Below are 19250 nucleotides of genomic sequence, written 5' to 3' on the forward strand. Positions count from 1 at the left end.
TATCTAAGGAGCCATTCCTGTACCGAAGAGACGCTGAGTGTTACCAGGGATGGGTGTCACAACCGTTCTGCACCGTAGAGCCCATACGCGGCCGGTAAAACAAGTAGTAGCAGATCATGATGAGGGCCATAATCGGCACGCCGGCGTAAATCGCGATGCGTTGGTCGGGAATGAAAATCAGGCTCACCGCGATAGCCAGGTTGAGCACCACACCGGCAATCGGCAAAACCGGATAAAACGGAGTCCGATACGCCAAGTCCCGCACGTCTCCGCCTTCACGCACATACTTCCTGCGAAAGCCAATCTGCGCCATACAGATAATCGCCCAGTCCACCACGGCGACCAATCCAATACCAGATACAATCCACAGGTACAGCGTGTTCGGCGACACCTGATACAGCCAGAGGGACAGCGTGCCGATAATCAGGGTGGCCAGCACCGACCAGACCGGCACCTGCACCCGGCTCAGGCGGGTCAAGAAACGGGGCGCCATGCCATCGAGGGCCATCGACCACAACAGGCGCGAGGACGCATACGTCCAAGACGATCCGGCCGACAACGCGGACGTGATGACGATGATATCCATAATCATGCGCGCATAGGGAATCCCGGCCACCTGAAAGATGGTCGCGAACGGGCTGTCGTCCACGCCCGCCTTCTGCCAAGGAATGATGCCTACCAACACAATCATCGACAGCACATAGAAAAGAAGGGTGCGCACGCTCGTGCTCCGGATGGCCCTTGGCACAGAACGGGCCGGGTCTTTACTTTCACCCGCTGCAATACCGATAAGTTCCGTGCCGCTGTAGGCAAAGCAAACCGGCACCAGCGCCATGGCAACCGCGCCCAGGCCGTGTGGGAACAAGCCACCTTCCCCCAAATAGTTCCGTGCTCCAATCGGCGCGTGACCAGTCAAGCCGAAAATGGCCCCGATGCCGACGATACACGCCGCCACGATACCAATCACCTTGATGCTAGCAAACCAAAACTCGGATTCGCCATACACCCCGACACGGGTCACATTAAGGGCCAGATAGATGGCTGCAAAAAGCGCGTACCACGCCCACAGCGGAACCCCCGGGAGGTACTGGTGAATGATAATGGTCGCGGCAATCCACTCGCCGCCAATCGTAAACGCACCGTTGAGCCAATAGAGCCAGGCGCTGAGATAGCCAATCGACGGACTGATAAATTCCTGCGCATACGTCTTGAACGATCCGGCCACCGGCATGGCGGTCGCGAGCTCGCCGAGGCACATCATCACAATGGATACAATGATTCCACCGATAACGTAGGCGAGCACAGCACCACCCGGGCCAGCCTGATTGACGGTATACCCGGAGCTTAAAAACAGCCCCGTCCCAATGACACCGCCAATCGAAATCATAAACATATGACGACTGTGCATCCCTCGCTTCAATTGGGATTCCTTCTCCACAATGCGTTCCAGCTGCTGCATACAGACACTTTTCCTCCCTGGGATTTGGGACAGCGCTTACATGCCCCGTCGTTCTCTGTTGAATTTGATACCACGAATTCGACAAAACTTGCAATAGCAAATACTACTTAATAGCAAATTTTGTTCCAATCCTCCTGGGTAAACTCGGGAGATTTCATGTGACCTCCGGATCGCAACGTATCCGGGCGTCTTAGAAACTTTCACGGCCTTTGTTGATCGTAAGGTCATAGGTTGCAGAGCGCAAAACCCCGTTGCATCCGCAAACACTGTTTGCATCCCGTCGTTCATGCCCGGTATTGTGCGGGGTCGATTTGCAGCTTCCGCAGCCAGTATTGCAGGTTCTGGCGGCTTAACCCTAACTCCCGCGCCGTGGCGGATACGTTCCCCCGATTGCGCAGCAGGGCCTCGGTCACCACCTGCCGCTGCATCGTCTGGACTTGCGCTTGCCAAGTTTGCGCCGTCACGTGATTTACAGTTTGATCCGCACCTCGCGTGGTTCCCCACCCCGCCCCGGCAGTCTGGGCATAGGGGGTCATTGGGTCGGCATTCGCGCGCGCCTCCGGCGATTCGGGTGTTTCCGGCGAATTCTCCAATTCGGTCCGCTCAGACCCACGCGTTGGTTCCACCATATCCTCCCCATCGTACAAGGCCTGCTCCAGCCTCCGACGCATATGCAGGGGCAAGTGCTGAAACCCAATCTCCCGTTCTTCCTGGACCAGATTCATCGCGCCTTCTATCGTGTGTTCCAGCTCTCGCACGTTGCCTGGCCAACTGTACGTTCGAAACGCCTGCAACAGACGTGGTTCCACGTGTTCGACGTGAAGGCCGAAGCGCCTATTGTACTTTGCGATAAACGTCTCCACCAACTGTGAAATGTCCCCGTGGCGCTCGCGCAGCGGCGGTAAAAACAAGGTCACGACACTCAACCGGTAATAAAGGTCCTTGCGCAGGCGTCCGGCGCGGATGGCTTCCAGCGGATCCTCATTAATCGTAGCGAGGATGCGCACATCGATGGGGCGGTCTTTCAACTCCCCCACGCGGCGGATGGTTCGTTCCTGCAGCGCGCGGAGGAGCTTCGCCTGCAGCTGGGGGCTCAAGGAGTTTAGTTCGTCGAGCAGCAAGGTGCCCCCGTCGGCCTGTTCAAGCAGGCCCGGGCGGTTAATCGCTCCCGTAAACGCGCCGCGCGCCGTGCCAAACAAAAGCCCCTCCATCAACGCCTCGGGCAGAGCGGCACAGTTTTGCGAGACGAACGGGCCCGAGGCGCGTTGACTCGCGGCATGCAGGCTCTGGGCAAACAGTTCCTTGCCCGTACCGGTTTCACCGACAATCAACACGGAGGAGTCTGTCCGTGCCGCCCGCCGCGCCTGATCCAGCACCTCTTGCATGGATGGACTGGATGCGACAATCTTGTCGAACGTATAACGGACTCCGGATTGGGTCAGGAGGTTTTTCTGCAGGTGCTCGACACGCGTCACGTCGCGAGCAATCTCGACCGCGCCGAGCACATGGTTATCCACAAGAATCGGATAGGTCCGGTTGACGGTCGTAATGGCCATCCCGCGACTGTTGAAATAGGTCTGCTTGACGTTTTCATGGGCACGGCGTAGACGAATGGCCTGTAACAGGGTGCTGCCCGCCGCATCCGGAAACGTGAACACGTCTTCGATACTGCGCCCGAGTACGTCTTCCGGTCGCATAGCTTCGATGTCGGCCATCTTCTTGTTGTAATAGATGGTGACACCCGTCGCGTCGACCACGTGCACGCCTTCCTCCAGCCCATCGAAAACCGCCTCAAGCAACCGCAGACGGTTTTCCAGGTCCTCGGACGACTTGCCTGGATGGTCTGAGTGGCTTGGCCGCCCGCCGAGTAAATTCCCCGCGCGATTCGACACCCGACGTTCCGACACGTTTCTCCCTCCCGTCGATCCCGTTCGTCAGGGCGGATCTGACCACGTGCCTGAAATCGATTCCGATTGCCACAAATCCCCTCGTCAGACGACTTGCCGCGTCTTGACAGGAATCGTGCACAGGAATCGTGCAGAGGTGGCCCTGACGCACTTCTAGCGTACGGGGAACGGGCGGATCGTGCAAATAGATTTTGCATACCAGGTTCGCTCGCCGTAGTCGAAGGCAGGAATTCCTCGCCAAATCCCGAATTCCAAGTTGGCACGGTTTTTGCTTTGTAATTCCGAAGGGGCAGCGTTCCCCGCCTGTGCCCTGTCTCGAGGAAGGAGGACTTTTTCATGATTCCATATCGTCCCGAACCACTCACCGATTTTTCCTTGCCCGCAAACCGCGAGGCGTTCGATGCCGCCCTGGCGTGCGTGAGCCAAGAACTCGGGCGCACCTATCCCCTCGTTATCGCGGGCGAGGCGATAGACACCGGCCGCTACCTGGAATCCTACAACCCGTCCGCCAAGAACGAATTGGTGGGGCGCGTGGCGAAAGCCGGCAAAGCGGAAATTGACAAGGCCATCCAGGCAGCTTGGGCAGCGTATGAGACCTGGTCGGAGATGCCGGCTTTTGAGCGCGCCGGCGTCCTGTTCAAAACTGCAGCCATCCTCCGCCGGAGAAAGCACGAGTTTTCCGCTTGGATGCTGCTGGAGGCCGGCAAGAGCCGTGCCGAAGCGGATGCGGATACAGCAGAAGCCATCGATTTTCTGGAATACTACGGGCGACAGATGATTGAACTGTCCCAGCGCGGAGACGCCGTCCTAACCCCGCTAGCGGGCGAGGATAACCATATGGAGTACATCCCGCTCGGCGTCGGCGCCATCATCCCGCCGTGGAACTTTCCGCTGGCGATTGTGACGGGCATGACCACCTCGGCCGTGGTCGCTGGAAACACGGTCCTGCTCAAGCCGGCCAGCCAGACGCCGGTCATCGCCTATAAGCTGGTGGAGGCGCTGACCGAAGCCGGGCTGCCCAAGGGCGTGGTCAACTTTGTCCCGGGCGATCCGGAAGAGATTGGCGACTTTTTGGTGGAACACCGGGATATCCGCTTCATTTCGTTCACAGGATCCAAGAATGTGGGCCTGCGCATGAACGAACTGGCGGCCAAGCGAATCCCAGGTCAGCGCTGGTTGAAACGGTTTGTCGCCGAAATGGGCGGCAAGGACGCGATTGTCGTGGATGCGGATGCGGACCTGGAAAACGCAGCGCAAACCATTGTCAATTCGGCCTTCGGCTTCTCCGGCCAGAAGTGCTCCGCCTGTTCGCGCGTCATCGCGCATGCTGCGATTTACGATGCGCTGTTGGAACGCGTCAGCGCGCTGACCCGTGAACTGTCGGTGGGCGACGTGCGCGACGCAGGTCATTTCACCGGCCCGGTGATTGACCAAAAAGCGTTTGACAAAGTGACTGGCTACATCGAAATTGGAAAGCAGGAAGGCCGTCTCGTTGTCGGCGGCGAGGCCTCGGCAGACCACGGGTACTTCATCCAGCCGACGGTGTTTGCCGACGTGGCGCCAAAGGCGCGGTTGATGCAGGAGGAGATTTTCGGCCCGGTGGTGGCCTTTACCAAGGTGGACAGCTTTGAGGAAGCCATTAAGGTCGCCAACCAGACCGAATTTGGCCTGACCGGCTCGGTCTTTACGAAGAGCCGGGAGCACATCGCCCTGGCGCGACGGAAATTCCACGTGGGCAACCTGTACTTCAACCGCAAGTGCACGGGCGCTATCGTCGGGGCGCACCCGTTCGGCGGGTTCAACATGTCTGGCACCGATTCAAAGGCGGGCGGACCGGACTATCTGCTCTTGTTTACGCAGCCGAAGGCGAGTTCAGAGCTCCTGTAAGGTTATCCGGGCGACACATTTCAAGCTGCACAGACAACGGAGGGTTCCAGCGCCCGTCAACGGGTGGGCGTTGGAATCCTCCCAAGAAGGAGGATGAACGGATATGACGGAACAGTTGCATACATCGAAAGCCTTGCGCCTGGAGGAAGAGTACGGCGCGAAAAACTACCACCCGCTGCCTGTCGTCTTGGTCAAAGGCGAAGGGGTCTGGGTCTGGGACGAAGAAGGCAATCGCTATCTCGACATGCTCAGCGCCTACTCGGCCCTCAACCAGGGGCACCGGCACCCGAAGATCATCGAGGCGCTCAAAGCCCAGGCGGATAGAATCACGTTGACCTCGCGCGCCTTTTGCAACGATAAACTCGGGCTGTTCTACGAGCGGTTAGCGAAGCTGACGCACAAACACATGGTCCTGCCGATGAACACGGGCGCCGAAGCGGTGGAGACGGCGATTAAGGCGGTGCGCCGCTGGGCGTATGACGTCAAGGGTGTCCCGGAAGACCAGGCTGAAATCATCGTCTGCAGCGGCAACTTCCACGGCCGCACGACCACCATCATCTCGTTCTCTTCGGATAAGGAATACCAGCGCGGGTTTGGCCCCTTGACCCCCGGCTTTCGCATCATCCCGTACGGGGACGCCGATGCGCTCAAGGCAGCCATCACGCCGAACACAGCGGCGTTTTTGGTGGAACCGATTCAGGGCGAAGCAGGCATCATCATCCCGCCGGAAGGCTACCTGCGCCAGGCGTATGAACTCTGCAAGAAGGAAAACGTGTTGTTCGTCGCCGATGAAATCCAGACCGGCCTCGGCCGCACCGGAAAGCTTTTCGCCTGCGACTGGGAGGATATCATCCCCGATGTGTACATCATCGGCAAGGCGCTCGGCGGTGGGGTCTTCCCCGTCTCCGCGGTGGCCGCGGACAAAGACATCCTCGGCGTTTTTGAACCGGGATCGCACGGATCGACCTTTGGCGGTAACCCGCTCGGCGCGGCGGTCGCCCTGGCGGCGCTGGACGTGATTGAGGAAGAAGGCCTGGCAGAGCGTTCGCGGACGTTGGGCGAGGCGTTCTTAAAGCGGCTGAAGACCATCCACAACCCGAACATCAAGGAGATTCGCGGACGCGGGCTGTTCATCGGCGTAGAGCTGTACACCAAGGCGCGGCCGTACTGCGAACGGCTAAAAGAGGAAGGACTGCTTTGTAAAGAGACGCACGAAAACACGATTCGCTTTGCGCCGCCTCTCATCATCGAGGAAAGCGACTTGGATTGGGCGTTTGAACGCATCGCGCGCGTGCTCGGTGAGGTGAAAAAATGAACGGACAGACCCTCGTTCAGGACGCCAATCGCGAGATGGACGTGCTCCGCTCCGCCCAGCAGGTGATTCGCGAGGCCTTGCAGGAACTGGGCTATGGGCCAGAGTACTATGAACTGCTGAAAGAACCGATGCGGATGTTGACCGTGCGCTTTCCAGTCCATATGGACGACGGCAGTGTGCGCATCTTCACCGGTTACCGCGCTCAGCACAACGACGCGGTCGGCCCCACGAAAGGCGGCGTCCGCTTCCACCCGAATGTGACGGAAGCGGAAATTAAGGCCCTCTCCCTTTGGATGACGATTAAGTGCGGCATCAACGGGTTGCCGTACGGGGGCGGTAAGGGCGGCGTGGTGTGCGATCCGCGCGAAATGTCGTTCCCGGAGCTGGAGCGCTTAAGCCGCGCCTATGTGCGGGCCATCAGTCAGATTGTCGGACCGACGAAAGACATCCCGGCTCCAGACGTGTTCACCAACTCGCAGATTATGGCCTGGATGATGGACGAGTACAGCCGCCTGCGCGAGTTCGACTCGCCCGGGTTTATCACCGGTAAGCCGCGGGTGTTGGGCGGATCGGAAGGAAGAGAGACGGCGACCGCCCGTGGCGTGGTCATCTGCATCGAGGAAGCGGCCAAGCGACGCGGGATCAGCCTGACGGACGCGCGCATCATCATTCAGGGCTTCGGGAACGCCGGCAGCTACTTGGCCAAGTTCCTGTACGACCTGGGGGCCCGGGTAGTCGGGATTTCCGACGCCTACGGCGCACTGTACGACGAAAAGGGACTGCCCATTCCCGATTTATTGGACCAACGCGATTCGTTCGGGACGGTCACGACGCGATATAAGGATACGATTACGAACAAGGAGCTGCTGGAGAAGCCGTGCGACATCCTGGTCCCGGCGGCGATTGAGAACCAAATTACAGCCGAAAACGCGCCGAACATTCAGGCCTCCATCATCGTCGAGGCGGCCAACGGACCGACCACCCTGGAAGCGACGCGTATCCTGAGTGAGCGCGAGGTTCTGTTGGTCCCTGACGTCCTGGCCAACTCGGGCGGGGTGACGGTCTCATATTTCGAATGGGTGCAGAATAACCAGGGATACTACTGGACGAAAGACGAAGTAGAGCAGCGGCTCGTACAGGCGATGCGGAAGTCGTTCGACAAGGTCTACACCACGGCCGAGCGGCATGAGGTGAACATGCGTCTGGCCGCCTATATGACTGGCATTGAACGGACGGCCCACGCCCTGCGCCTGCGCGGCTGGTTGTGAGAGGTAGTCCGGAAAAGGGGTAGAACTCCGGGTTATCGCCCGGCCTAGACGGGACAACAGTCCACTGGACTGTTGTCCTGGCGAGGCCCCCTTTCTGGGCACGCAATGTGAGTTCCGGCCGGCTATGGCACGGTTTCACGGGAGAAAACGGAGGTTCAAGACATGAAGGAGATTCACATCATTGGCGTGCCCTCCGACTACGGGCAAGGGCGACGCGGGGTCGACATGGGCCCCAGCGCCATCCGCTACGCCGGACTCAAGGAGAAACTCGAGCGGCTCGGGTATGCAGTCCAGGATCTAGGCGACGTGCCGGTCCCGACGCCGGAGACGCGGCACATCGAGCACGAGAAGCTGAAGTACCTGACGGAAGTCATCTCGGTCTGTGAAGCGCTGGCCGACGAAGTCCGCGAGGTGGTCGCGGCCGGGCACACGCCGGTGGTATTAGGTGGGGACCACAGCATCGCCATCGGCAGCTTGGCCGGACTCGCAGCGGCGAAAAAAGATTTTGGCCTGATTTGGTTTGACGCGCACGGCGATATGAACACCCACGAGACCACGCCGTCGGGCAACATCCACGGCATGCCGCTGGCCGCGAGCCTCGGCATCGGCCACGAGTCCCTCACCGGGATCGGCGGCATCAGCCCGAAAGTAAAGGCGGATAAGGTCGTGTTGGTGGGAGCGCGCTCCATCGACGCGGACGAAGCCGACCTGATTCGCCAGTCCGGCATCCATGTCTTCACCATGGCGGAGATTGACCGCATGGGCATGGACGCGGTGATGCAAAAGGCGATTGAGATTGCCGGCTCGGGAACAGACGGCATTCACCTGAGCCTCGACCTGGATGGGCTCGATCCGATGTTCGCTCCGGGAGTGGGTACGCCGGTCAACGGCGGCGTGACGTACCGCGAAGGCCACCTGGCCATGGAACTACTAGCCGCGTCTGGCAAACTCCTGTCAGTCGACGTGGTCGAAGTCAACCCGATTCTCGACCACCGCAACCAGACCGGGCGCATGGCGGTCGAGCTGGTAGAGTCGCTGTTTGGCAAACGGGTGTTATGAGCGACGGCGCGATATAAATTAGGGGGGCCGCTCAACGCGGCCTCTTTTGAGGAGCGGCGCGAGCCGAGTTGTGGGGTGATACGCGAGACAAGTTGTAGGGGGCGCTAACGCGGCCCCTTTTTCGATCCCGCAGGGACAAAAACAACCGTGCCAACGCGAATCTAAAATAAGCGCACGGCGGATTTCTCCCCGTGCGCTCACAAAACCGATGTCGTCATAGTATTGCCCTATGGGCATGCCTCCACCTCAAATGCGCCTTCGTCTGTACTATATATCCGCGGACGTGGAATCGGTCGGCAACGCCCCGGTTTTCGGGCGCCGTCTGCCACGATGCAGGAGGTGCCACAGGCCGTAAATGAGGCTCAGGAGCACGATCCACATGAGGCCGAACACAATCGCCCCGTGAAACGGCCCTGTAAACCACATACTGACAAAGACAGCCAGGAGCATCAGCAGCCCGAAGGAGGGCAGGTACGGATAACCGACCATTCGCACCGGCAGCCTCTTCCCTCCGCTCCTCGTCCAGGCCCGGCGGAAACACAGATGGCTCAACAGGATGATGAACCAGGTAATCAGCGCCCCAAACAATGCCAGTCCCATCAGCGCCATATAGGCGACGCTGGCCGTGTTGAGCGTCAGGAGCGCAGCCAACACGACGCCGAACGCAGAAACCGCCAAAGCGTTTGCCGGCACCCCGCGCCGTGTCAAGCGGCCAAACACCTTGGGCGCGTACCCGCCACGCGCAAGCGAAAACATCATCCGCGTAGTGGCGTACAATTGCGCGTTCATGGCCGAAAGCGCGGCCGTCAGGACGATAAAGTTCATCACGCCAGCCGCTCCTGGAATGTGCAGAATCTGCATCACCTTGACAAACGGGCTCTCGTCGGTGCCCGCCTGCTGCCACGGCACCACCATGAGCATGATGGCGATGGCCAGCACGTAAAACAGCAGCAGCCGCACCACTGTCCAGCGAAACGCCTTGGGCACCGCCCGCTCCGGTTCTTTCGCCTCGCCCGCGGTGATGGCGACTAACTCAAAGCCGATAAAACTGAATAAAGCTACAAAACCGCCTACCCATGTGCCCCACGCGCCATGCGGGAAGAAGCCACCGTGGTTGACATAGTTCTGCGGTCCGATGCCCGGTTCGCCGATGCCGAAGACGACGTAAGCCCCAACCAAAATAAACAAGATGATGGCAGCCACTTTAATCATCGAAAACCAGAATTCGAACATACCAAACACGCGCGTGCTGTAGGCGTTTACGCCGAGCAGCAGCGCGCCAAACAGACAAATCCACAGAAGCCCCGGTGAATGGGGAAACCAGTACTTCATGTAGATGGAGATGGCGGTCACTTCGCCACCCACCGCGACCGCGTTGGCGGCCCAATAGGAGTATCGAATGATGAAGCCTGCCCACGGGTGGACGTACTTTTCCGCGAACACCCCAAACGATCCGACCGTCGGATGCGCCACGCTCATCTCCGCAAGGCACCCCATGAGGATGAAGACGACAAACGCGCCAATCAGGTAGCTGACGATGATGCTCGGACCCGCAAGCCCAATGGCCGATCCGCTGCCAAGGAACAACCCGGTGCCGATGGCGCTCCCCAGCGCAATCATCGACAACTGGCGTGTGCCCAGGCCGCGTAGCAACCCCTGCTCGCGGGCTTCAAGCGCATCTCCCATCCCAGGGAGGGCTGCCCGCTGCACTTCTGTTGCCATGCTGTAAGCCTCCTGCTCTACTCGTCTCAGCTTCTAGAGAGTCCGGATGGGGCCCGGACACTGATTTCTCGTTATAGTCCATGGTACCATTGGCGCGGGGAAATTGGCACCATGATACGCAACCACTTTCTAGAGTGGCATGCCAACGTTATACAATAGCGGAAAGACGGAAGTGGAACGGGAATTGCGAACACATGTACGGCGAGGTGGAAGACAACGGTGGCAAGGTGACGATGGAGCGGCCGGATCGCAAGGTGGAGTTTCTCTCCTATGAAGTCCCGACGTACTTCGGGCTGATGTGCGCGGCATTCCGGCCCAGTGCCGAATGAGGAAGGACGAGGTCGACCCCGACTCGTCAATCAAGTGTGTCAATTCTGATCTTCGCAGCCTCCACCAAGCCCCGAAATAACGCCAGGGCCGCGTCGTCTTCACGCCACAGGTTCTCCGGGTGCCATTGCACGCCCAGGCAAAACGGGAGTTCGTCGTGCTCGACTGCCTCGATGAGCCCCTCCTCATCCCAGGCGACGGCACGCAGGCCCAGGCCCACGTCTTTGACCGCTTGGTGGTGAAACGAGTTGGTCCAGATGCTTGTGCGCCGATCCAGCAGATGGGATAGGCGACTGTCCGGATCGATCACCAGCTTGTGACTACGGTGGGTGCGCGGGGCGTGCTGCATGTGTTGGATCTTCCCTTTCCACGCACGCCCCAGGTCCTGATAGAGCGATCCGCCAAACGCGACGTTCAAGACCTGAACCCCGCGGCAGATGCCGAGAATCGGCTTCCCCTGCGCCACCATCGCGGCGACGAGCCGCATTTCCAGCGTGTCGCGCTCCGGGATGACACTGCCCAAGCCCATCTCGGGCGCCTCTCCGTACAGCGCCGGGTCCGGGTCTTCGCCCCCGGCCAGCAGTAAGCCGTCAATGTGTTCGGCCAACGCGGCCACGGTGTCGGCCCCCTGGATGTAGGGGATGAGCATCGGTGCTCCCCCCGCGGCCTCCACGGCCAAGGCATAGTCGTCCGCCGACACCAAGGCCGGCAAACCGGGGCCGACCCGAGTGGCAATCTGGTGCCGCGTCCCCGTGATGCCAATCAACGGGACATCGGTCTGCCGTACGCCTACAGATCCGCGTTCGCCCGCTGTGTTCGCAAAGGCAAAGGATGGATTCACAACCTTTCCCACCGTTCCCATCGGATTGGAGAACGAATGGGCGGTCAGTCCACCTGCCAGCTGCCTAGGTAATTGCGCTGCGCCGGTGTGAGGTCGTCAATCTGAATCCCCCACGCCTCCAGCCGCAGTCGGGCGACCTGCTCATCCGTCTCCCTAGGCAGGTTATGCACACCCGGGGCGTATTGCCCCTGCACCACATCACGCAGCGCCAGCGCCTGCAGGGCAAAGGTCAAATCCATCACCTCGGCGGGATGGCCGTCTCCGGACGCAAGGTTCACGAGACGGCCCTCCGCCAGTAAGTACAGGCGTCGGCCGTCCGCGAGCTGATACTCCTCCACGTTGCGGCGGACGGTGCGTACCTGCGTGGCCAAACGGACCAAATCGGGTTTCGAGATCTCCACGTCGAAGTGGCCCGCGTTGGCGAGCACCGCCCCGTCCTTCATGACCTCGAAGGCCGGTCGTGTGAGGCAATCCTTGTCTCCCGTGACGGTGACGAAGAAGTCGCCGTGTTTGGCCGCCTCGACCACAGGCATGACCGAGAACCCGTCCATCACCGCCTCCAAAGCTTTTATCGGATCGACCTCGCAGACAATCACCCGCGCGCCCAGACCCTTGGCACGCATCGCCACGCCCTTGCCGCACCAGCCATAACCGATGACGACCACCGTTTTGCCGGCCACGACCAGGTTGGTGGTACGCATAATGCCGTCCCAAACGGACTGCCCTGTACCGTAGCGGTTGTCAAACAGGTACTTGCAGTACGCGTCGTTGACCGCCATCATGGGAAACCGCAAGGCCCCATCTCGCTCCATGGCGCGCAGGCGGATGACGCCCGTCGTCGTCTCCTCGCAGCCGCCGATAATCTCTTGCACCTGGTCAGGCCGCTCCCTGTGCAACGTCGCCACCAAATCGCCGCCATCGTCAATCAACGCATGCGGGTGAAAGTCGAGCAGCTGCTGCAGGTGACGGTGGTACTCTTCGGGTGTCGCGCCGTGCCAGGCGAACGCGGTGACCCCACGGTCGACCAGAGCCGCCACCACGTCATCCTGCGTGGATAGGGGGTTGCTGGCCGCCACCGCCACTTCCGCTCCCCCCGCCTGGATGGTCAGCGCTAAGTAGGCAGTCTTCGCCTCTAGGTGCAGGCAGATGGCGATGCGCTTGCCGGCAAACGGCCGTTCCTTTTGAAACTGCTCCCGCAGCCGGTTGAGCACAGGCATGTGGGCAGCCACCCAGTCAATCTTGAGCGCTCCTTCGGGGGCCAGGGAAATATCGCGAATCGCAGAGGCTTCTATCGGGTTCATTCCATTCTTCCTTTCCCAGTCGTCGAGATGGTTTCCGGTAGTTCGTAGTCTTCGCATCCGTGCATGGTCGAACAAGCCGCCGTCGGATTTCGGGATTCGGCTGGCCTTACTTGGATTGGCGTCTCCTGCAGGCAACGGAGCCGCACAAGACCATTGCAAGGATGGGCACCACTACTGACCATGATAGTGGTTTTCGATTTACCGAGGAACAGCTCGATTCTCTCAACGATGAGATCGCAATGCGATTGGAGGCCGTTACGGAATGCCATTCACTGGGCGCAGGCGGACCTTCGTTCCGACGTGTTTGGGGTTGAACGGGAGGTCTACCACCCCGATCCACAGTACCGGCGTGGGGATAGTTGGTGGTGGACGATTTTCCCACGGCTCGGTGCGCGAGTTCAAGTAAATACTGGAATTGATTATATGAATACGTTTCATCAATCTGAACTCATCTACCGTGGGAGCTGAAAAGAGCATGCTGGGGTTGACGACGGGGGAAATGAGTAGCATAAGGTGGTCGTTTCAGGATTGGCTGACCATGCTGTCGATCTTGCTCAGTGCAGAGTTGCTGTTGGCCGTTGTGGTATTCGTGACGGCACCGTTTTGGTCGCGGTTCGTGCTGAAAAAAATCACGGAATACGTGACGAAACGCTTATTTACCGAGGAATATACGAAGAACTTGCTCGAAGGCCTCACGGCATTGCGGAAATTTGGCGTCCAATGGACATTTGAAAACGAATTGCGGGCCCATACAGCGCAGCCCCTAGAAAAACCGATTGGTACCGCAAGGCCCTTTCCGCACTTTGATGGATTGCTGTTTACACCCGTGCAGCTGACGCGGCGCCCATTGGACCATGGTGTACCCGTCAACCTCAAGACGGTAATTGGTCATAAAGCTCAGCGACCGATGATGCTTTCCATGCCGGTAATGGTCTCCGCCATGGGGTACGGGGTTGCCCTTAGCAAGCCGTTCGTGCGTGCGATTGCCCGCGGCACCGCGATGGCAGGAACCGCCTGCAACGCGGGTGAAGGTCCGGCATTAGGGGAATTTCGGAAGCTCGCACGCCACCTTGTTGTTCAGTATCACGGTGCTTCGTGGCGGCCTTCTTTAGACATTTTGCGGCAAGCGGATATGATAGAAATTCGTTTTGGCCAGGGAGCTAACGCGGGTTGTGGAACGCTGGTTCCAGCGTCTGGACTACCTGCAGAGGTGCAACACGATTTAGGACTCAAACCGGGCCAAACGGGTTACATTCCGGCTGGCCATCCGGAGGTGATTCGCGTCTCCCGTGATTTGCGCCGTCTGGTACACAAGCTGCGGCGCATCGCCAATGGCGTTCCCATTGCGGTGAAATTGGCTGCCGGCCATTTCTTGGAACAAGACTTATACTTAGCCGTTCAGGCCGGCGTCGATGTAATTGTCCTGGACGGTGCACAAGGAGGTACTCACTCTTCCTCAGCGATTCTCGTCGACGACTTTGGTCTTCCTACGTTGGCAGCACTCTGTCGTGCCGTGCGGTTTCTTCGCGAACACGGTTATTGGAACCGGGTCGACCTGGTAGTGTCCGGTGGCATCCGCACACCTGGCGACATGCTCAAAGCCTTGGCGCTGGGAGCGAACGCTGTATACATCGGGACGGCCGCTTTGTTTGCCACGGCCCATACCCAAATTACCCAAGCGGTTCCGTTTGAACCGCCGACTCAGATTGCTTGGGCAAACGCGGAAATCCCTGCCCACTTTCAAGAGCAGGATGGAGCTCGCAGCCTCGCCAATTTTCTGGACAGCTGCGCGGAGGAGATGCGCATGGGCATTCGCGCCCTCGGTAAAACGTCCGTGCATGACGTGGATGAAACGGACCTGGTGGCGTGGGACCCTGACGTGGCGCGGATTACCGGATTACCTCTAGTCTAATCACCAGATTGCTTCGTGTACGTCGTGTTATGAGAACGGTTTAGTTTGTATGAATCAGCCGTCAACAGGTGGTGTAAATTCACCGTTTGTGTTCGGAGTGTGAAGAACAGATCGGTTATTTATGTAATATGGAATCTACTATCATAGCCTTCGGAAACTTGTGACTGAACACATTACGGATGGTGATTCCCCGCGCGTTGACGCGCGGGTACTGTTTTGGGGAAAATAAGGCAGGCAAAGGAGGATGTTCGACATGAACCTAGATGACCTGCGCGAGGTGGTCCTGACACGCCGCAACATCAAAAACTTCAAGCCGGATCCGGTGGACGAATCGCTCATTCTGTCGCTGCTGGAAATTGCGAAGTTCGCGCCGAACCACCGGATGACCCAGCCTTGGCGAATTGTCTTCATCGGCCCGGAAACTCGGCGCAAACTAAATCACAAGGCCGATTTCGGCGGTGCCCCAATGGTGGTGGCCATCCTGTCCGAGGGCGCAGCGAAGGATGAGGACCGGGTGGAACAAATCGTCGCCACCTCGTGTTTCATACAGAACTTCTTACTGCTGGCCCATACCGTCGGCATCGGCGCCCGCTGGAGCTCCATTGGTGCCATACCGGAAAACCGTGCCCTGCTCGAGGTGCCGGAGGGCTACGATGTCCTTGGTATCCTTGGGATTGGTTATCCGGCCGAAGTGCCGCATGCCAAAGAGCGCACCCCGATTGCGGACAAGGTGCGCCGTCTGCCATAACCTCAAACAGAGAACCGGTGTCTGGAGAGCATGAAAAGCGTGTGGCCGGCTGGGCAATCCAACCGACCACACGCCGATGACGTTTGCCACGGTTCGCGAACGCACCTGCGGCCATTAAAAATCGACAAGTCCGAGACTAATTTGCAGGGCTTCGTTCACTCGCTTCATCATGGCTTCGTCGAGGTGTGTGATTTTGTCCGTCAAACGCTGCTTGTCAATCGTCCGCAGCTGCTCCAGCAAAACCACTGAGTCTCTGTCCAGCCCATACCGCTCCGCCGAAATCTCGACATGAGTCGGTAACTTTGCTTTTTGAATCTGGGCTGTGATGGCTGCGACGATCACGGTGGGGCTGAAGCGATTGCCAATGTCGTTTTGAATCACCAAAACCGGCCGGAATCCGCCTTGTTCCGACCCTACGACTGGCGAAAGATCCGCAAAGAAAATATCCCCCCGCTTTACGCTCTCCGCGCGTTTGACGTTCAACCAGTTACACCCCGCTCACGAGTCGCTCGACGGTACCTCCCGCTTCCTGTTCGAGTGGAAACGCCTCCGACGCCAGGCGCAGATTGAGATGCGCCATCTCCATGTACCCTTGCTGCATGAGCGTCCGGATATCGCGCTTGTACTGTTCCGTCAGGTACATCTGCATCGCCTCGCGGATGACCTCGCTCCGATTCGTACGCTCCCGCTCCGCGATGCCATCCACTTGCTCAAGCAAGTTCTGTGGAACATAGACTACGATGCGCTTGGTTTCCGACACGCACGGCACCTCCACTACACTGCGTTGCAACTACCATATCCAACCGCTATTATACGCTATTCGATTTCGTCGAGTCCAATGTGCAAACGGGGCACCCGCGGGGAAACAGCACACAGCAATTCATACGAAATCGTCCCTGCATAGCGGGCCAAGTCGGCGGCAGACAACACCGGCAGCCGAGCCTCTTTCGCCTCGGCAAACCCTTGCTGAATCCGGGCTTCGCACTCCTTTGGCGAGGCATTCAACAAATCGGCACTCCATGACGGCGGCGCCGAGCGGCCGAACAATGTCACACAATCCCCAACCGATACACCGGGCACATCCGTCACGTCGAGCATCAACTGATCCATACAAACGTTGCCGATTACCGGCGCCTTTTGCCCGTGCACCAAGGCATACCCGCGGTTCGACAACACCCGGTGATACCCGTCCGCGTAGCCGATAGGCACGGTGGCGACACGAGTCGGGCGTTGAGCCGTGAAGGTAGCGCCGTAGCCGACCGTCTCCCCAGGCCCAATCTCCGCCACACGGGTGATAAAGCTGTATACGTGCATTGCGGGATCGAGCGCAAAGGGCAGGATGTATTCATCGCTGGCCGGATAGCCATAGGCGCTGATACCGACCCGCACCATGTCAAAATGCCAATCCGGTCGCCGCACGGCGGCTGCGCTGTTGGCGGCGTGTACGACCGGTGGATGGAGGCCAGCCTCACGGAGCGCATCCAGGACTGCTTGAAAACGCTGAATCTGTGCCTCGCTGTGCGCGAGCGATGCCTCGTCCGCGCAGGCCAAGTGGGTGAACACGCCGGCCCAAGTCAGCCCCGGCTGCTGCTCAATCCAGCGCGCTAGCTGCACCACATCCTCAGGGCGACGCAGACCCAGGCGCGTCATGCCGGTATCCACCTTGATATGAAGTTGAAGAACTGGACTATAGAGTGGGATTTTATCGAGAGATGGAAAATCGGTGATGGTTACTGCCACCCGCTGCTCGGCTGCCACAGGAAACGCAGTGGTTGGAATCGGCCCGAGAATGAGAATTGGTGTCGTAATTCCGGCCTCACGCAGCTCTATGGCTTCCTCCAGCGACGCGACACCCAGGTCGGTCGCGCCGCCCGCGACTGCCGCTCGCGCCGCCACAGCCGCTCCATGGCCGTATCCGTTCGCCTTCACGGCCACCAACAGGCGCGTCTGCGACCCAAGACACGTCTTCAGACGTGCGACATTGTCGCGAATGGCAGCTGCATCCACAATTGCAAAAGTGCCTCGGTACACGTTACGCCCCTCCTCATGTCCCCTATTCTAACAGCTTGTCTTACCTGAGGCACGGGCGCCCGGGCACATCTCGGCGGAACACACTCTCCTTTGGCGGCTACGGCCAGTGAAGCCTACGCCGCCTTTGCGTGCCTAATTCCGCTGTTCCCGCAGTTTCTCAAGCTTTTCCCGATTCAAGCCGGTCGCCTTCACAATCACACCAACGTCAACGCCTGCGTCTATAATTACGTTTAGAAGAAATACACATATTTTTAAGTCGTTTTCGCCCGTTGCATATCACCGGACGCAAAAAAAGGCGCGAAACAGCCACCTGGGGGTGAATGGCTGAACGGGATCGTCAGAACTTGGTATACAGGCGAAGGTTGGGGTTGGATTGAAGGCGTTCAAAACACGGGACGACCGGCATTATCATCGACCGGCCGTCCACAGGATGCGGGGTGCTGCTCCGTCACTTGCCCACCTGGTCGAACGTGGAGATGGCCAACTGCTCCATCTGCGCCAACGACAGGTCCTGGCTGGCGAGGCCAAACTGCACGCCATCGTGCAGCCAGATGAGGCGCTTGCTAGCCCCGGACCCGTCATACAACGCGGGGACGCCAAACAGGTCGACCAGCTGCGCATCGGCAAGCCCAGAATCGCCGGTGGTCGGCCGCTGCTCCGTGAGCGTGAACGCGTGCGGGCCGCCGTAGCGGAGGATGACGGTGTCCTGGTTTTTCGTGTCGATGAGCCCATCCAACCGGTCGCCCAGGCCGGTGATGTCCGGCCGCACGTAGCCAAAATCGGAGTCGGAAATCTCGGCCATCGCCTGCTTCGTCCCGCTCGCCGCAATTTTTTGCGGGTTGAAGTCCGACTCGTTGAAGCGCACACCCGTCTTAAATTCAGTGAATTTGATGGTGACCATCGCCTTATTCTCTTCGTCATACAGGATAACCTGGCGCGGATTCAGCGTCTTCGGGTCAATGGTCACCCGTTCCCTGCTGACGACGTCGTTTTTCGGTGTCACAGGCATGTCAAACGTCCAAGCGTCGCCTGTGTGTTTCATGCTGACCTTGCCGCCCGATACAATCTGCTGCAAGATTTGGTCGTAAAGATAGATATGTCCCTGATTCTGCGCCCAGTTGCCGTTGAACCGGAACACCTTTTGCAGCGACGGACTGACAATGAACATCCCGGTCTTGTTTTTGACAATCACCTGGTTGATGTTCTTCTCGTCGTCCCCCAACTTAATCAGGTACACATCCGGTCCGTCATACCAGGTCTCGATGTAATACGTCTGAACCCCATTATCCATCTGCACCGTCATGGTGGCGGTGCTCTTGTAGTTCTTCTCGCTCAGTGTCTGAATCTGTGACTGCAGCTTCGCGTTCACACTCTTTTGAGTGGGCGATCCGCAGCCTGTCGCGAGCGCCAACACCAGGCCCGTGGCGACTGCCCAGCCCATGGCTTTGCCCATACTCCACCTCGCCTCTCTTC

The 19250-nt window shown here is 59.1% G+C and carries 16 protein-coding genes; 7 read left to right on the forward strand and 9 right to left on the reverse strand.

Features of this window, described 5'->3' with window-relative positions:
- Nucleotides 1-40: 40 nt before the first annotated feature.
- Both H522_RS0105585 and H522_RS17850 read right to left on the reverse strand, forming a co-directional pair.
- Nucleotides 41-1459 carry an amino acid permease gene (locus tag H522_RS0105585; RefSeq protein ID WP_026961552.1) on the reverse strand — a complete coding sequence of 473 codons (1419 nt, stop codon included), beginning with the start codon at nt 1457-1459 and terminating at the stop codon, nt 41-43.
- A 284-nt stretch (nt 1460-1743) separates the two neighbouring features.
- Nucleotides 1744-3366 (reverse strand): sigma-54 interaction domain-containing protein, encoded by a 1623-nt coding sequence (locus tag H522_RS17850; protein ID WP_245578024.1) that lies wholly within the window; start codon nt 3364-3366, stop codon nt 1744-1746.
- Nucleotides 3367-3702: 336 nt separating this feature from the next.
- Between H522_RS17850 and pruA the strand changes: the two genes are divergently transcribed.
- The 4 genes from pruA to rocF all read left to right on the forward strand — a co-directional run bounded on the left by pruA (nt 3703) and on the right by rocF (nt 8895).
- Nucleotides 3703-5253 carry an L-glutamate gamma-semialdehyde dehydrogenase gene (pruA, locus tag H522_RS0105595; RefSeq protein ID WP_026961553.1) on the forward strand — a complete coding sequence of 517 codons (1551 nt, stop codon included), beginning with the start codon at nt 3703-3705 and terminating at the stop codon, nt 5251-5253.
- A gap of 103 nt (nt 5254-5356) precedes the next feature.
- Nucleotides 5357-6568 carry an ornithine--oxo-acid transaminase gene (locus H522_RS0105600; protein WP_035452794.1) on the forward strand — a complete coding sequence of 404 codons (1212 nt, stop codon included), beginning with the start codon at nt 5357-5359 and terminating at the stop codon, nt 6566-6568.
- Complete coding sequence (locus H522_RS0105605; RefSeq protein WP_026961555.1) at nt 6565-7836, forward strand: Glu/Leu/Phe/Val family dehydrogenase; 1272 nt, start codon at nt 6565-6567, stop codon at nt 7834-7836. The genes H522_RS0105600 and H522_RS0105605 overlap by 4 nt, the downstream gene beginning before the upstream one ends.
- 162 nt (nt 7837-7998) lie before the next feature.
- Entirely contained in the window at nt 7999-8895 is an 897-nt protein-coding gene (gene rocF, locus H522_RS0105610) for an arginase (protein ID WP_026961556.1), read from the forward strand.
- 267 nt (nt 8896-9162) lie between these two features.
- Here rocF and H522_RS0105615 read toward each other — a convergent pair whose 3' ends face one another.
- Nucleotides 9163-10617, reverse strand: a complete 1455-nt coding sequence (locus tag H522_RS0105615; RefSeq protein ID WP_245578025.1) for an amino acid permease — start codon at nt 10615-10617, stop codon at nt 9163-9165.
- 194 nt (nt 10618-10811) lie between these two features.
- Between H522_RS0105615 and H522_RS22290 the strand changes: the two genes are divergently transcribed.
- Nucleotides 10812-10946 (forward strand): hypothetical protein, encoded by a 135-nt coding sequence (locus H522_RS22290; RefSeq protein WP_273368942.1) that lies wholly within the window; start codon nt 10812-10814, stop codon nt 10944-10946.
- A gap of 26 nt (nt 10947-10972) precedes the next feature.
- On the opposite strand, the gene H522_RS0105625 is transcribed toward H522_RS22290, so the two are convergent.
- Both H522_RS0105625 and H522_RS0105630 read right to left on the reverse strand, forming a co-directional pair.
- On the reverse strand, nt 10973-11785 hold the full coding sequence (locus H522_RS0105625; protein WP_245578026.1) for a gamma-glutamyl-gamma-aminobutyrate hydrolase family protein: 813 nt from the start codon (nt 11783-11785) through the stop codon (nt 10973-10975).
- A 44-nt stretch (nt 11786-11829) separates the two neighbouring features.
- Complete coding sequence (locus H522_RS0105630; protein WP_026961559.1) at nt 11830-13086, reverse strand: adenosylhomocysteinase; 1257 nt, start codon at nt 13084-13086, stop codon at nt 11830-11832.
- Nucleotides 13087-13585: 499 nt separating this feature from the next.
- Between H522_RS0105630 and H522_RS0105640 the strand changes: the two genes are divergently transcribed.
- Both H522_RS0105640 and H522_RS0105645 read left to right on the forward strand, forming a co-directional pair.
- Nucleotides 13586-14998 (forward strand): FMN-binding glutamate synthase family protein, encoded by a 1413-nt coding sequence (locus H522_RS0105640; protein ID WP_026961561.1) that lies wholly within the window; start codon nt 13586-13588, stop codon nt 14996-14998.
- A gap of 253 nt (nt 14999-15251) precedes the next feature.
- Nucleotides 15252-15746, forward strand: coding sequence for a nitroreductase family protein (locus H522_RS0105645; protein WP_026961562.1), 495 nt, complete (start codon nt 15252-15254; stop codon nt 15744-15746).
- 114 nt (nt 15747-15860) lie between these two features.
- On the opposite strand, the gene H522_RS0105650 is transcribed toward H522_RS0105645, so the two are convergent.
- The 4 genes from H522_RS0105650 to H522_RS0105665 all read right to left on the reverse strand — a co-directional run bounded on the left by H522_RS0105650 (nt 15861) and on the right by H522_RS0105665 (nt 19230).
- Nucleotides 15861-16229 carry a type II toxin-antitoxin system PemK/MazF family toxin gene (locus H522_RS0105650; RefSeq protein WP_026961563.1) on the reverse strand — a complete coding sequence of 123 codons (369 nt, stop codon included), beginning with the start codon at nt 16227-16229 and terminating at the stop codon, nt 15861-15863.
- 4 nt (nt 16230-16233) lie between these two features.
- Nucleotides 16234-16506, reverse strand: a complete 273-nt coding sequence (locus H522_RS0105655; RefSeq protein WP_026961564.1) for a CopG family ribbon-helix-helix protein — start codon at nt 16504-16506, stop codon at nt 16234-16236.
- 56 nt (nt 16507-16562) lie between these two features.
- Nucleotides 16563-17777: an alanine racemase gene (gene alr / locus H522_RS0105660; protein ID WP_026961565.1), complete on the reverse strand. Its 1215-nt coding sequence runs from the start codon at nt 17775-17777 to the stop codon at nt 16563-16565.
- Between the two features lie 448 nt (nt 17778-18225).
- Nucleotides 18226-19230, reverse strand: a complete 1005-nt coding sequence (locus H522_RS0105665; protein ID WP_026961566.1) for a LolA family protein — start codon at nt 19228-19230, stop codon at nt 18226-18228.
- Nucleotides 19231-19250: the final 20 nt, after the last annotated feature.

It is taken from the genome of Alicyclobacillus herbarius DSM 13609 (assembly GCF_000430585.1).
Classification (GTDB): domain Bacteria; phylum Bacillota; class Bacilli; order Alicyclobacillales; family Alicyclobacillaceae; genus Alicyclobacillus_G; species Alicyclobacillus_G herbarius.